This is a genomic window from Chryseobacterium shigense (assembly GCF_900156575.1).
GTDB lineage: Bacteria > Bacteroidota > Bacteroidia > Flavobacteriales > Weeksellaceae > Chryseobacterium > Chryseobacterium shigense.
This window is the reverse complement of record NZ_FTNY01000003.1, coordinates 518,322-533,079: the sequence shown is the minus strand read 5'-3', so window position 1 is coordinate 533,079 and position 14,758 is coordinate 518,322. Positions and strand designations below refer to the sequence as shown.

Sequence of the window (14,758 nt, the reverse complement as noted above, 5' to 3'; positions counted from 1 at the left end):
TAATGATGAAATTATTTTATAAAGCGGCCTATGCTTCATTTAAATAATTTTTTTTGGGGGGAATGGCTGGGATTTAATTGATAAGTCTTATTATCAATGCTTTACTAAATTTTATCAAAACAAAGACCCAGGTAGCGCCATGAATTGGGCTAAATAATAGGGATATTGCTTATTTTTGAGGATAAAGCCTTATTTTTACACCTGTTTTTTAACCCAGAATAGCTTAAAAAATCAAATGAATTCAATTGTAATCAACGTAGGGAACAGCAATATCAGATTCGGACTTTTCAATGGAGACAACTGTGATATTTCATGGGTGATCAATACCAAGCCATACAGGACGGTAGACGAACTGTATGTACAGATGCTGATGCTGTATCAGACCTATAAAATAGAACCGGAAGAGATTACCAGAGTGATTATCGGATCGGTAGTCCCTCAGCTCACTAAAGTGATCAGTTCAGCCATCAAAAAGATCCATAAAATTTCACCGGTGATTGTCGATAGGTCTACACCTTCGGGAGTTCAGGCGAAATCTAAGCAGATGGGAACCGATATCTATGCCAACCTTGTAGCTGCCCACAATCTGTATCCCAATCAGAAAAAAATCGTTATTGATTTTGGGACCGCCCTTACAGCAAGCTGTGTTACGGAAACCGGAGAAACATTAGGGGTGATCATAGCACCAGGAATTGTAACCTCCCTGAATTCACTCATCAGCCAGACGGCACAACTTCCAGACATTGAACTGAAAAAACCTAAAACAGTCCTTGGATTAGATACCGTTACCTGTATGCAAAGCGGTATGGTCTATGGATTTCTGGGAATGGTAGAAGGTTTTATAGACCGAATCAACGATGAGGTGAATGATGACTGTTTTGTAGTTGCTACCGGTGGCGTTTCCCATGTGTATAAGCCGTTGACTGAAAAAATTCATGTGATGGACAGGCTGCATACGCTGAAAGGACTTTACTTCTTGGGAAAAGATTTACAGCCCTAATGATAAGTCTCAGACTGAACCTGAATTTCAGGTAATCAGGTTTGTTAATACATTTATATTGTATAAAAAACAGGTTATGAAAAAATTAGAAGAATTTCCGAGCATAGAAACAGAGAGGCTGATTCTTTCCCAGTTGAAGGAAGAGGATGTTCCTATGATAAAAGTATACCTGCAGGAAAAAATTTTTTCAGACCTTACTTCCAATATACCTTATCCATATATGCTGGAACATGCAGAATTCTGGGTGAAAATCTCAAAAGAAGCCTTTGAAAGCAATACAGGATATACTTTTGCAGTCCGAAACAAAGAAAAACAAATTATAGGAGCTATCGGGCTTCACGACAGAGATGATGACAAAGCTGAACTGGGCTACTGGATAGGAAAACCTTTCTGGAACAAAGGATACATCACAGAAGCGGCCAATGCTCTGATCGATTTTGGATTCCGCGAACTGGAGATCAATAAAATCTACGCGACCTATTTTCTTCACAATCCTGCATCCGGAAGAATCATGGAAAAAGCCGGAATGAAAGAAGAGGCATTGCTGAAACAGCACCTAAAAAAGGATGATGAATACTTTGATGTGATGATGTATTCCGTGTTTAAAAATAAATAATGATTTAACCTTTCGTGGAATGCGCTATCAAATCTGCAAATACTTCCATGAAAACAATCTACATTCTCTTTGCTCTAAGCATAAGCAATTTTCTTTTTTCGCAAACCAAACTGATCGCTTTCAAAAGCCACAGCGGGAATTCTGCAGATTTCAATACCGCCGTTTCTGAAGATCTTTTCGACGCCAATGCGTCAAATCTTGGTATCGTTCCAAAACGATACGTAAGAGATGCCAGACTGGACTCTGTGATCATTGTTAATGATAACGAAAGTGTTTTGGTGACCAGCTCTGCACAAAAAAGGGTGCCGGACGGAGTCAAAAGAGTGTGGGAACCGGGAAGAGAGATTGTCCGGAATCATGCGCTTTTCTCAAAGAAAAATATTGATAGCGTAAAACAAGTACTAAAGAGGGATTATTACTTCGTTAATGATATGGACAGTGTGGTATTCGTAGAATATGACAAAGAAAATAAATCCTACAGACAAATTAAACCTGCTGTATCAAAACCACAAAAAGAGAAATCAGAAAAAACACCGAGAGGTCTTCTATTGGGCATATTAATGCTTTCCGGTGCGTCAGGATTTTATAGCTGGAAAAAAAATAAGAAGAATAATGAGAAGTAGCTTTCTGCTGTGTGCAGGCATTTTCTTTTTGCTTTTTATGTTTTTTTTTCCATTGGAGTTTCTAGGAGAGTTTCAGTACAAAACGTCCTTGTTCTTGTGGGGAGATTTTACGGCATGGATTACAGAAAATCTTTTTAAAACAAAGCATTCAAGAACAGATTTCTCTTCCGATAGCATCTCTATGGTTGTTTTGAGCATTATTTTACTGCTTATATCGATCATAGCTGCTCTGATAATAAAACAAAAATACCATAAAAAAATCCTTTATTATTCCAGGGAAATCACCATTTTATATCTGGCTGTGGTTCTGATGAAATACGGGTTTGATAAAATTTTTAAAGCCCAATTCTATCTTCCCGAGCCTAATATTCTGTACTCGCGCTTTGGAAATCTGGATAAAGATATTCTGTTTTGGAGTACGATGGGAACTTCCAGGTTGTATTCTGTATCTGCCGGAATTTTAGAGCTTCTGGCTGCACTCCTGATTCTTTTCCATAAAACCCGTACAGCCGGGCTGTTAGTCTCGATCGGTATCCTGATTAATATTTTTCTCATTAATATCGGATTTGATATTTCGGTTAAACTCTTTTCTCTGATCCTGTTTTTTATGGCCGTTTTTGCATTAAAAGATGACTGGAAGCCGGTCTTCCGTTTTTTGATTTTAAAAAAGGAACCCAAGTTTGAAGACAGAAGAGAAGCTGAATCAAAGTTTCACCCTGTCTGGATCTTTTTCAAGACTGCTTTTGTAGGACTTTCAATGGCAGTGATCCTTTTTCCATTGATGAATTCAGGGAATTTTAATGATGATAAAGCAGACCGGCCCTTCCTGCATGGTGCTTTTAAAAATTTAGATACAGATTCGGATATTCAATATATTTTCTTTCACCGCAACAGCTATATTATTCTGATGGACAAGAGTGAAAAGATGGTGGATTTTCATTATACACAGAGTTCAAAGAATCAGCTTATTCTTGAAGATTATGCAAACAAAAAGACGGAGGTAGATTATGTTTATCAAAAAAAAGACAGCCTTCTTACACTCAATTTTGGAAAGTATATGGTCAGGACGAAAGAATTGAACTGGCGAAAGATGAATGCTTTAAAACCCCTTTTCCATGTGACTATAGAAGATATGGAATAGATTTCAGACATCAGATTTAAGATTGTCAATGGTGAATTTTGCTACGCAAGTGAAATGTGAAAATCTTCAACTCCAATACCCGGGTTACATAACTCATAACTCATAACTTCCCATACCCCGTAACTAAGCCCCAATTATCTTTTGCTTTTAAAGAATTCCTTAACGATGGTTGAACACTCATGTTCCATTACTCCGCTTACAATTTCTGTTTTTGGGTGTAGAGAAAGATGCTTGTTGATAAACCCCCTCTGCTCATCTCTGGCGCCAATCACTACTTTGGAGATTTGTGACCACGAAAGCGCTCCTGAGCACATCACACATGGCTCCATTGTGACATAAAGCGTACAATTGATCAGATATTTGCCTCCAAGAAAATTGGCGGCTGAGGTGATGGCTTGCATTTCTGCATGGGCCGTCACATCGTTCAGGGTTTCGGTAAGGTTGTGAGCTCTTGCAATGACGCGATTATTGGAAACAACCACACATCCGATGGGAACCTCATCTTTTTCCAATGCAGTTTCTGCTTCCTGCAGCGCCATTTTCATATAGTATTCGTCAGTAAACATTTAGTCTTCGATAGTTAAGGTTAAAGGAAGTGTCAGCTGGTGTCTTACCGTTTCTCCTTTGATAATGGCGGGTAAAAATTTCTCCGAAATGGAATACAAGGCGATTTCAGCCTGCCTGTTAAAGGTGAAATTATTTCCCTGGGCATGTACATTGCTGATACTGCCGTCTTTCTCCACAATAAAATCGACATCCGTTTTTACCGTTTTTACTTCACTGTAGACGCCGTCTGTATAAAAAAGATTGGCAATTTCCTGTCTCAGCGTATTAAATCCACCGGGATAATCCGCTGATTTTTCAAAAACAACAGGCTTGTTAGTTTTGATTTCTGATAGGGCTTTTGGACTTTTCAGCGATTGCAGGTCTTCCATGTTTCTTACTTTTAACAAAGCTGCTATCATGGATACGTTTTCAATGCTGTCCATCTTTTTCATAAAAAGAGTAAAATCAACCTTTATACCGGCCTTTCTGAAAGAGTCTGATTCCAGATCGAATTTCTTTTTAAATTCTGTGCTCAACATGCTCCGATGCTGGTTGTAATAGTTTTTTACAAGCCTGAATTCTTCCTTCTGCTGGGATAAGCAAAAGCAAGAAATGAGACAGAACAGGGATAAAAATAAAGCTTTCAAAAGAGTATATTTATGTAAATATAATCAAAAAAAATGAGCTTTTACATGTAAAATCAGCTTTCCAGATAGCGGTTCAGAGACTCCTGGAGATGAGTGCGGATATCATCAACTAAACATTTAGGTTCCAGAACAGTGACTTCTTTTCCGTAAGAGAGAATCTCCTGCATAAAGTCATAGGTAGGGTGTAAGAAGAACTCAAAATAGATCTCTTCAGGAGTTTCTTTCGTTTCTTTCTGAGACTGGTGCAGCGGAAAACTTCGGATGTATTCGCCCTGATGTCTGCTGCATTTCATGACAATATTCTGTGGTTTCTGCTCCGCCAGATTCATAACGCCGAAAGCATTTTTGAAATGTTCCCTGAAATTGTAATTATACTTTTCACGGAATTTGTTGTCGCTCACATCCAGATAATTGACTCTGTCCAAACCAAATGATTTCAGCACCTTGTCTTTGGTGTCAATCGCGATGAGGTACCATCGGTCTTTGGATTCCTTTAATGCCAGAGGATGCACTTTTCGCGAAGTCATTATTTTGTTTTTGTAGTTGTAGTGCTCAAAGCTTACGACTCTCTTGTTACGGATCGCGAAGAAAAGATCATAGAAGTGCTCGATCCCAGTGGGTTTTCTGCTTTCAAAAAAGATAAAATCTGAAAAATCCGGATGAAGATTTAATGCGTTGCTTACCTGAAAAGATTCCAGTAATTTCTGATTGTATTCATCTACTTCCATGATGGGGCGGCTTTCAATATAATAACGGTTGTCACCCTTCTTTTTGTTGTGAATGGAAAGATTAAAAAGATCGGAAATCTCCCGAATATCCCTCTGCAGCGTACGGATCGAATAGCTCTTGATCCCGGCATCCTGAAATTCGAAAGAGTTAAGAAGATAGTCCTCCAGCTGGGAATAGGTAGCCGGAGAACTTTCTAATCTTTTGATAATTAAGGCATATCTTGTCAGATAAAAATCTTTTTTCATTCGTCTATAATTTATGCGGCAGCAAAGCTGCGTTTCATGGTAAAATTTTATAAGACAAATATATAGGCTTAATGCGACAAAACGTGTCGTGTTTTATTTTTTATATTTTTTTAAAAGAAAAAATAAGCCACAGTTTTCTGTGGCTTACTAATTACTGGTCAAAATATTCTTTTCCTTTTCTGTCTACCCAACCTTTTTTACCATCCGGTGTTTCAAATCTGGCGAAATTTCCAATGTAGGGCTCTAATTTTTTGTACTTTGGTTCCATACCAATGTTTGGATAATAGGTATACAAACCGTTTTTTTCTAAATTAAGGTAATTTTGATATGAAATAATTTTTTTATATTCAAAAGGGAGTATCATTTTTCTTTCTTTAAAATCCCAAACTCCATACTTGCTCCCTTGTTTTGAAATTATATATTGTATTTTTAAAGGATTAAATAAAATCTCTTCACTATATCCATAATCAATAATTTTGTCATTAGAGTGACCTTTTCTCTTCTGAGTATATTCGATTTCTAATTTTTTGGCATTGTTTAAAAAAACAGCATCTTTTCCATTAATGCTATATTTTATATGTATAAGTTCATCTTCAGGATTACTTAAGATATTATTGAATTCTTCTTTAATTGCCCCTTTTTCAATTATATAAGTTTTGCTACCATGATCATCTCTGCTTTCTTTGTATGATTCGGTTGATTCTTTTTTTGGGATCAATTTAGAATAATCATTAAGTATGCCATTCCATGTGTAACTCTTCATGCTTCCATCTTTTAGAATAATCTGTAAAATGTCAAACTCTTCGGAATAAGAAGTAGCTACAAAGTCTGTATTTTTATACAGTAAAGACAAGTTCTGATCATAAATGTTTTTTTCATTTGCCTTACTTGTTACAATTAAAATATTAGTTAAAATCATATCATATACGGGAGGCAATACGATTTTATTTTGATGTTTTAAACCAATTTTTCCATCTTGTTCAAACTTCTCCAAAAGTTCTTGAGCACAAAACAAATTGAGTGCGAATAGACTTAATAAAAAAATAACATTTTTCATTCTTTATTTATTATTTGACTAATATAATTATTATTTGTTGACTCTTCTAGCATTTTTTTCCACTGCCATTGATAAAACGATTTGTATTTAAAATTTCTATTAAAGTTTGGCTTCCCATCTTCTGGAGTACTGGTGTCTTGGGGCGTAGCATATTGTCTATAATCCATTATATTTTCTAAAGTTTCACTCTGTTCTTTTGTTATATCAATATAAGGTATTTTTTTTGCAATTTGATTTGCGTAATCTCTTATATCTTTTTGCACCTTTTTTTTTGTGTTTTCTACATCGAAATCAGGTAAAGATATACTTTCAAGCTCGATTACTGACGTTTTTTTGTCCGTTATCAATTCTGATTTTTCATTTAGATAAGAACTTTCTCCGATAATATTCACTAGAAATCTTTTTTCAAAAAATTCAATTCCAACAAGAGATTTTTCGGATGATTCAATAATAGATTGTATAACACGATATTTGCTATCCAGTGGGAAGTATTTTCTTAATTCAGCTTTTACATTATTTAATTCATCTAATTCAGCTTTTTTCCGATCAGTTAATGTATTTAAATTGTTGATATCCTTTTTTATATCGTCTTCGAAAGTATGAGGTAAGCCAAGAGAATGCCCTATTTCATGCACAACCAATGCAAGTCCATCTTGATCTTTTATTGCGCTATTAAATATATGTGTAACTCCCGAGCTCCGATAAGAATATGCCTGAGTTTTAGCATCTTCGTTTTTGCCACCTTCAATGGATGTATTAATGAATACATAAATGATGTTATTTTGATCAAGATGTACAATTTTATTTTGTAAATACTCAGATTTATATTCTAAATATTCTTTATATAAATTATCTTTTACTTTATTCCAGGCAATGGTTGCAGTATGATCCTCATGAAATTTCTTTGCTTTTCTTAAATTAGATTCTTTATCATACTTAAAATCTTTCTTGAATGCAATAAGTATTTTTTTTATACAATCATGCATTTTTTCAATATTTTCCCTAATCTTAATTGAATTATAAAATAAAGCAGAGTACTTATTTTCAATTAGATCATTATATAGTATTGCATTTCTTTGGCTAGCTTCAGTATAATTAATGAACAATTTTTTCCCTTTCATTTTCACTACATCATCTTTCGTAAAATCACTTTCTACGAATTGTACTACATGGGTATTTTTTGCAAGCTTTCCTCTAATATAGGCTTGATTAAATGCTTGATTATTAAAAAATTCAATTAATTTCGGAATAAAATCAAAATCTTTGTGCTCTTTCTCTTCAACTTTGGTAGATGCTTGTGAGCCAAAAGTAACAAGAACAGGTTGTATCGTTGTCTCATATACTTTTGAATTAGCTTTTGCAATTAATCTACCTACAGTTTTACCATCGTATTTTGCCTCAATACTTATATCCTTTTCGAAAGGCTTTAGACATTCTATTCTTATTTTATAATATTTTTTATCATTAATAGTTTGAGTATTTTCTTTTATTACTTTTAATTTGTCAGTTTCCCGTGTAAAAGATTTACTATCTTCATTCCATTCTTTACAATGATATTCTAATAGTTCAGGAACATCGTTATTATTTAGGGTTTTGACATATAGAAGGAAAGTGCTTTTTTGTTTATTTATTGTAGGAGGCCAAATGCTTAGATATGCGCAGGTATAACCTGTATGTTGTTTACTTTCAATTGGTTTTCCTTCTTTGTCTTTATAATAAATTATACTTCCAGTGGGGCAATGATCTGCATTATATTTATCAAAACCAAATTGTCCAGTATACGCAGAATCTTCTAAACCTAATTTATCATCAACATTCGTTGTTGAACGACAAAAATATACATCGCCTTCAAGTTTAAAATTAGAATTTTTTCGCCTATCAGTCTTATAAACATCCACATCAGCCACTCCAATGCTTGCCAGATTTCTAATATCTATATTTTTCATTTTGAGTTTTTTAAGATTAAATTTAAAAAAAACAGCGGTGATATTTCACACCGCTATTAAGGTTATCTATTATCCCACGATTGTTGTAGGTAACGTTGTAGGATCAGTACTATGTGATAACTGTGCATCCTTGTCCAACCTGAAACTCGTCTTAGTCTCCAGTTCCGAAGGATTCTCACAATTGTTCGGATCGGTTTCCGGGAAGATTGGAAGAGGTTCCTCAACCGGTAATCCTGTAGACTTATCCTGAAGAATAGTAAGCGTAGTTGGCACTTTGGTAATCCAGTATTTGCCCTGTGCTACTCCTGTAGGCTGTCTCATTTCATCCACGATACTCATGTACATTGGGTCTCCGATGACCGGAACAGCACCGCCATTCCAGATAATTCCTGTTTCCATGAAGAACTGTACAGCATTTTCAAAGCCTGGTTTTACGGTAACGATAATTCTTGCCATACCTGCCTGTAAGAAGCTTCTGAACAATGGGTCCATGCTCTCACTCAGGTAAAATTCCTGCCAGCTCTTACGGTTGGCCCAGTAGTAAGGATAGAAGGTATAATCCATAATTTCCCATTCGAAGGCCTGTTCCATAAACTTGGCAAGGGCGGTATATCTATCCAGATTGTCACTCAGATATACCTGGAAGTTATCCATTGTTGTTTTTTCCGCAGCTCCGTTTGTTGTTTCGAGTCCTAATGTATTGGTATTAAGATAATCCTGTAGCAGGTAGGCAATACAGTTGTGCTTTAAGACATCATGCTCCATAAAACGGTAGAACTTATCCTGTCTTTCTTTAAGCTGTGCCTCTTTTTCTTTCTGCTCTGCATCTAATCTTGTCTGCTCTTCCTGGAATTTTGTATAAGCATCTTCATACGCTTTGATGATCGCATTGAAGCTCTCTGTTTTCCATTTGCTGATGAATTCATCACTCAGTTCGCAGTTGATTGTTGCTTTAACGGTATAATGTCTGATATTATGTCCTTTCACCTGGAAACTTACATTACCGGTTATATTGAAACCGGAAGAGGCTCTGTCAAAAATAATATCCCCACGATCATTATGCCCCACGAAATCACCATTAAAATTGGAACAGTATACTTCCGCATAACGGGATCCCTGTAATCCACCGCCTCTGTTTCGGCCTGCCTCACAATGGAAGCTTGCATTTTTCCCGGCATAGTTATCAGGAATTGTAAACTGGGTATAATCTACTCCAAAATCGTCATTGGTTTGAGGAACACTTGCTGCAGTATGGATCACCTGTTTAGTGGGTGCCGGGAAAGCATCCAGCTGTACTCCGTAAATCTGTGCCCAATGCTGTATCTGCTCAATATTTGCAGATTTAGGATCCGGCATATACCATGGTTCAGGAGCTTTTCTTGGGTCTACAGGAGCGGTAAGCACTTGGGCTTTGGCAACGGTAAGCGCCAGACGGTGTAATCTTGAAGGCTCAGGAACCATAAATTCAAACATCGTACGTTTACCATAGTTATAGATCTGATTCTTCATTTTCTTATCGATCCATCTGTAAACTCCTGTGATGTGCTGTGGTGGTTGATTGGTTGTAAGAGCTTTTCCTCTGTTGTCAAATTCATGCACATTGGTTTCCGTATATTCTTTGATGATTTTCTGTACCCTTTCTTCTGAAATTTTAGTAAGAACTCTTTCCATAGCTCTTTCCGTAATTTCCTGAGACTTCATCACGGCCTGTCTTGTACTGTCATGCTGTGCTGTATTATTGGCATAGTCTGCACCGATTTCAAATTTCATAGCATTGTCATTCCCATAGCTGAATCTTGTATAGGCAGAAATACTTTGCTGCTTTTCCACTTCTTTGGCTACTTCCGTCTGCATATCTGTTCTGGATGTTTTTGAAGTATCGGAAATTTTCTCGGTTTCCTGAGATTTGGAAGTTGTATCCGTAATTTCAGAATAATCTCTTGAAACAGAAGATTTATGTCTTAGTTCGCTGGCCATAACGTTCTCAATATTGGAAACTTCTCCAGGAACATAGGCGTGAACACTTTGTACAACTTTCAGATAATCTGCCACTCCAAGTCTTTTGATTCCGAAATTTTTACGTTTCTGGATCGTTACCGGTTCAGGTTCACCCGGATTTTCAATGGCGGCACGTTTCAGGGTAAGCATTCCTGTAAGACTTAGATCCTCCTTGATGTATTGCTCGCTAATATCTCCATAGGCAAAGCTTCCGTTATCAAAAATGATTTCAATTCTGAAGGTAAAAGTGTTTCGTAGCTTATTCACTAAACATGTCGGTAAAGTGATTTTATTATCTACGACCTGGATATTGCTGTAGTTTTCTTCAAAAGATCCGGCAAGGTCTGTAGTGGCAATGACCTTGGCATTGGCAACACTCCATGAAATATCTTCAACCTCAAAAGAAAAATTAACGAAGCCTCCTGTACCTGACATTCTGAAAGAATTGTGCGCATAGAGACTATAGGCCATTGGGTTTCTGGCTGTACTCTGATTCACCGGAATAGAAGCTCCTCCCACGTTCACATACTGCTGCTGCTGAAGAGGGCTGTTCAGTAATGCGGTCTCCATGGATGACGAAATATTGTTTTGTACCACGATCAAGGCATCGGAATAGCTTTGTATTTCATCATCAATGATAATTGTCTGATTTCCGATTTTCATGGTATCTGCTGAAAGAATCTGAAGACTTTCGGTATCTGCCATTTTAGATACTTCTCCCGCATTGAATTCTCCAAAAAGATCAACAAAAAGGTCAAAGGATTCAGGAGACAGTTTTGCTTTTAGATCTTCCAGATCGATTTCATTTCTGAAAGAAAATTCAAAAGAGGGAACTTCATATTCCTTTAAGCTGTCATATAGACGTTTTTTCTCTTCTTCTGGAGTTTCCGGAGTGATTTTGCTTTCCACTTCAGCCAGTTTTCTATCATAGATTTCCATACGTTCTCTATTTTCATCCACATACCTTGAATAAGCTTCCTGGTATGATTGATGACGGGACTTATGATATTTTTTCTGAATTTTTTCCAGTTCGGTATTCAGTTTAGTCAAAGCGTCTCTTCTGTGAATTGCTTTGTTTACAACCAGTGAGGCTCTTGCTTCGGCTTCTAATCTTTGGATGGTTTTTGCGCCCAGAACAGGTTTGGTTTCACCTGCCGTGGCTCTTGCTGAACCAGCTGAAACCGTTTCTGAATTGTCCTCTGAAAATAGAGATTTTGGTAATATAACCTGACTATTTAATGCTTTTTCCAGTGGTTTTTCGCCATTGACCTTAATGATTTCCGGATCAGCAAGATCCTGATTGTTGGCAAAACCAAGCTGGATGGCCATCAGAATATGGCTGATCGCTTCTTTAATGTAGAAGTCTCCCTGAGTAACGATCTGATAAATAAAGTTATTCCAAAGAAGAGTAAACGTTTTAATTCCCTCAGGATTAAGATTTTTGTTGGTGTCAATAAGACTTTTGTAATAATCTGTCACGTAAGTCCAGTCATTACTTTCTAATGTTTCTCTTTTAGAAAGTTTTCGTCCTACTATAAGGAGATCTTTAAATATTCCTTCTTCAATTTTCTTTTCGGTTTCAAATCCTGCATTATTAAATCCGCTGGCTGCTCTCTTCATTTCTCCAAACTTGGATGTTTTGGCGGGCCTTCCGGCAACGGCAGTGTCAAAAATACCGGTTGCCCCTTTGGGTCTGTGGATAAATCCCAGGTTTTTATCTTTAGTTTCCGTTAATTGAGGGTTTCTTAAACTAACGAATCTGAAAAGCGTCTGTGACGCATTGTTTGTTGTGTTCATGTTATTTGTTTCTTTGTAATTAATGATACCTTCTCCTATTAAGGATCCTCCTACAGTAAATGCGGTTTTTATTGGTGTATTATTTGTTGCCATTTTAATATTTTGTTTTAATAATTTATTTTTTTGTGTATTCAAGGGTAAGGGTAAATGAGTCAATGGCAGAGTAGTCATAGTCAGGATCACCCATAAGTTCAATGGTCGCCAGCTTTCTTTCTATAGTGATGTAAGCTTTGGTTCGCCATTGGTTCCCTGCGAATGTAGCATCTATTGCATGCCATTCTGTAAACATTTCGTTGGAGATAATGGTGTCAAGATCCGGAAATTCAGTTTTGAACTCAACCAGACCTGTTCTTGGAATCTGAGTGAAAACTACAGTTTTTTTATAAACAGGTTTACCATTGATCCAGGTTCCACCAGTTAATTCTTCTTTGGTGGAGTAGGAATGCTGTTTGTCCGCGTATTTTTTTTGAATAAAAGATTTGTCCTGATACATATCTCCATAATAGTAATCACCTGTCATTCCTGAAGATCCAGGATCTGTTCCGGTAAAGTCTATACCAGAAATAGTTACATTACTGCCGAAATTAGGCTTATTGTTTATTTGGATCTGACCATCATCAAAGAAAGAAATATATGATCCCTGTACAGCTCCTTTGATCTCTCTGTTTCCATTTGTGTTGTCAAGAACCAGATCACCCGTTATAGGCTGACCTGTAACGGTGCCTGTTACTGGTATGAAACCTGAAACATCAACCATTCCGGAGAGTTTATCCCAACCAGGAATGTAGGTGTTATTCAAATTGTCAACCCAAACATAGTTTTCACCTGTATCCAGTAAATTCCATACATCACCTACTGTTTGGCCTGTTGTTGGTAAAGTCCCGAAATTGGCAACGGAACCCATTACATGATAAGTTCTGCTCAGTAGTGAATTAATTTGAGATTGGTTATAGTAATTATTGAATATCCAGCCGCGCTGAACGTAATCGTTATTACTTGCCGGGGTATATAATTTTGCTGCTGTTATTCCTGATGTGGGAGTGATAGTGATATCGTCAGCATTTGTTGCTGGTGATCCAATTTGGAGATATCCAGCATTCATTCTTACCCAACGATCTAAAAAATCACCTGTGATTAAAGCTCTATTTAATTGACCTTGCTGGAAGCTTGCAAAACTTCCCTCAGCAGTATTTGAATATCCTGTTAATGTTTGGTTACCATGAATAATTAATTTATTACCGATTGCTCCGTCATTCATTCCTGCTCCGGTACCAATAAGAACGTTATTATTACCTGTAACTCCCGAGCCGGATGAAACACCAATCATAATGTTTTTATCACCCAAATTGGATTGATTATTGGCTTTCCAGCCTATCAATGTATTAAGGTTTCCAGTCGTATTAAAATAACCGGCGCCCATTCCAACAAATGTATTTTTATAACCGGTTGTAGTTCTGTTTCCGGCTTCATTACCGAGCATTGTATTAGAGTTGCCTGTCGTACAGTTAGTTCCCGAGGCCCAGCCAAAATAAGTATTATACAGGCCTGTGGTTAGTTTTTGTCCTGCGCTTACTCCAACAGCGGTATTGTATGCACCCGTAGTAGTTGCTTCCAATGCATATGAACCGATACCAACATTTGACTGACCTGTCGTTACTGCTGATAAAGTATTATATCCAATAGCAACTGTATAATAAGATGAATTATTATTACTGTGATTTCCAAAATAATGAGAGTAGGATGTATTATTAAACCCCAATTCAGCAGCTCTTCCCTGACCTGTATTAAATATAATGGGTTTTGTGGTTGTATTGCCTCGGTCAATAACATTTTGCAATGTATCGTTACCTGCGAAAGAAGGCTTATCTGTTAAATCATTATAACTTCCTGAAATGGCAATTTTTTTTAAGACTACTTTATCCTGGCCTTCCTGGGCCAATGTCACACTTCCGTCTGCATTGGTCGTAGGAATGATACTGAATTCTGAAAGATTAATTTGAAATACAGATCCATCATTCTGAGTGATTGTAATCACATTTTGAGAAGCATTGTAGTCTGCATTTTCAACGTGGATGTCATTGGTTATCAGACTGCTTAAATCTACTGATTTGCTTTGTTGAATGCCATTCTCGGCCGTATAAAATACCGTTAAAATATTTCCGTTTAATTCAGGATTCTGAATGGAGGTCTGTGTTTCTATTTTATCTTTCCAAAGCTGAGCATTTTGTGTGCTTAAGTTAGACGCATTAACATCTGCTTTTTTATCAAAATCATAATCTATATTTTGTAAAGGAAGCTTTTCGTCTTTGTGCCAGTAAGAGTTCTGCCATTCCCAGAATTCTTCCTGTACCGGGATATCCCCGTTTTCGAAGTATTGTTTTAGTTCTTGTTTTGTTTTCATTTTGTTGTATTT

11 protein-coding genes are annotated in these 14,758 nt (G+C 36.7%); 4 read left to right on the top strand and 7 right to left on the bottom strand.

Annotation, left to right across the window (positions count from 1 at the left end; all coding sequences use genetic code 11):
* The first annotated feature begins 235 nt into the window (after positions 1 to 235).
* The 4 genes from BW964_RS11910 (at position 236) to BW964_RS11895 (ending at position 3,380) form a co-directional block, all read left to right on the top strand.
* The gene (locus tag BW964_RS11910) at positions 236 to 1,000 is read left to right on the top strand and encodes a type III pantothenate kinase (RefSeq protein WP_076507445.1); all 765 of its coding nucleotides are present in this window, start codon (positions 236 to 238) and stop codon (positions 998 to 1,000) included.
* 76 nt (positions 1,001 to 1,076) lie between these two features.
* Complete coding sequence (locus BW964_RS11905; protein ID WP_076507444.1) at positions 1,077 to 1,616, top strand: GNAT family N-acetyltransferase; 540 nt, start codon at positions 1,077 to 1,079, stop codon at positions 1,614 to 1,616.
* A 47-nt stretch (positions 1,617 to 1,663) separates the two neighbouring features.
* Positions 1,664 to 2,239 (top strand): hypothetical protein, encoded by a 576-nt coding sequence (locus tag BW964_RS11900; protein WP_076507442.1) that lies wholly within the window; start codon positions 1,664 to 1,666, stop codon positions 2,237 to 2,239.
* Positions 2,229 to 3,380 (top strand): hypothetical protein, encoded by a 1,152-nt coding sequence (locus BW964_RS11895; protein ID WP_076507441.1) that lies wholly within the window; start codon positions 2,229 to 2,231, stop codon positions 3,378 to 3,380. Before BW964_RS11900 ends, BW964_RS11895 begins: the two co-directional genes overlap by 11 nt.
* 134 nt (positions 3,381 to 3,514) lie before the next feature.
* Here BW964_RS11895 and BW964_RS11890 read toward each other — a convergent pair whose 3' ends face one another.
* From BW964_RS11890 to BW964_RS11860, 7 genes are all read right to left on the bottom strand, one after another.
* A complete protein-coding gene (locus BW964_RS11890; protein WP_076507439.1) occupies positions 3,515 to 3,946 on the bottom strand; it encodes a nucleoside deaminase in 432 nt (143 codons plus the stop codon).
* Complete coding sequence (locus tag BW964_RS11885) at positions 3,947 to 4,465, bottom strand: hypothetical protein (RefSeq protein WP_076507438.1); 519 nt, start codon at positions 4,463 to 4,465, stop codon at positions 3,947 to 3,949.
* A 161-nt stretch (positions 4,466 to 4,626) separates the two neighbouring features.
* Positions 4,627 to 5,547 (bottom strand): helix-turn-helix transcriptional regulator, encoded by a 921-nt coding sequence (locus BW964_RS11880; protein WP_076507436.1) that lies wholly within the window; start codon positions 5,545 to 5,547, stop codon positions 4,627 to 4,629.
* A gap of 151 nt (positions 5,548 to 5,698) precedes the next feature.
* The gene (locus BW964_RS11875; RefSeq protein ID WP_076507435.1) at positions 5,699 to 6,604 is read right to left on the bottom strand and encodes a hypothetical protein; all 906 of its coding nucleotides are present in this window, start codon (positions 6,602 to 6,604) and stop codon (positions 5,699 to 5,701) included.
* Positions 6,601 to 8,550 carry a zinc metalloprotease gene (locus BW964_RS11870; protein WP_076507433.1) on the bottom strand — a complete coding sequence of 650 codons (1,950 nt, stop codon included), beginning with the start codon at positions 8,548 to 8,550 and terminating at the stop codon, positions 6,601 to 6,603. The genes BW964_RS11875 and BW964_RS11870 overlap by 4 nt, the downstream gene beginning before the upstream one ends.
* A gap of 69 nt (positions 8,551 to 8,619) precedes the next feature.
* Positions 8,620 to 12,438 carry a hypothetical protein gene (locus BW964_RS22355; protein WP_123911948.1) on the bottom strand — a complete coding sequence of 1,273 codons (3,819 nt, stop codon included), beginning with the start codon at positions 12,436 to 12,438 and terminating at the stop codon, positions 8,620 to 8,622.
* Positions 12,439 to 12,460: 22 nt separating this feature from the next.
* Complete coding sequence (locus tag BW964_RS11860; protein WP_076507430.1) at positions 12,461 to 14,746, bottom strand: autotransporter outer membrane beta-barrel domain-containing protein; 2,286 nt, start codon at positions 14,744 to 14,746, stop codon at positions 12,461 to 12,463.
* Positions 14,747 to 14,758 lie beyond the last annotated feature (12 nt).

What these genes read in the sequence shown, in the direction of transcription:
- BW964_RS11910 (WP_076507445.1), top strand. Translation starts at nt 236, where the DNA reads ATGAATTCAATTGTAATCAACGTAGGGAACAGCAATATCAGATTCGGA.
- BW964_RS11905 (WP_076507444.1), top strand. Translation starts at nt 1,077, where the DNA reads ATGAAAAAATTAGAAGAATTTCCGAGCATAGAAACAGAGAGGCTGATT.
- BW964_RS11900 (WP_076507442.1), top strand. Translation starts at nt 1,664, where the DNA reads ATGAAAACAATCTACATTCTCTTTGCTCTAAGCATAAGCAATTTTCTT.
- BW964_RS11895 (WP_076507441.1), top strand. Translation starts at nt 2,229, where the DNA reads ATGAGAAGTAGCTTTCTGCTGTGTGCAGGCATTTTCTTTTTGCTTTTT.
- BW964_RS11890 (WP_076507439.1), bottom strand. Translation starts at nt 3,946, where the DNA reads ATGTTTACTGACGAATACTATATGAAAATGGCGCTGCAGGAAGCAGAA.
- BW964_RS11885 (WP_076507438.1), bottom strand. Translation starts at nt 4,465, where the DNA reads ATGTTGAGCACAGAATTTAAAAAGAAATTCGATCTGGAATCAGACTCT.
- BW964_RS11880 (WP_076507436.1), bottom strand. Translation starts at nt 5,547, where the DNA reads ATGAAAAAAGATTTTTATCTGACAAGATATGCCTTAATTATCAAAAGA.
- BW964_RS11875 (WP_076507435.1), bottom strand. Translation starts at nt 6,604, where the DNA reads ATGAAAAATGTTATTTTTTTATTAAGTCTATTCGCACTCAATTTGTTT.
- BW964_RS11870 (WP_076507433.1), bottom strand. Translation starts at nt 8,550, where the DNA reads ATGAAAAATATAGATATTAGAAATCTGGCAAGCATTGGAGTGGCTGAT.
- BW964_RS22355 (WP_123911948.1), bottom strand. Translation starts at nt 12,438, where the DNA reads ATGGCAACAAATAATACACCAATAAAAACCGCATTTACTGTAGGAGGA.
- BW964_RS11860 (WP_076507430.1), bottom strand. Translation starts at nt 14,746, where the DNA reads ATGAAAACAAAACAAGAACTAAAACAATACTTCGAAAACGGGGATATC.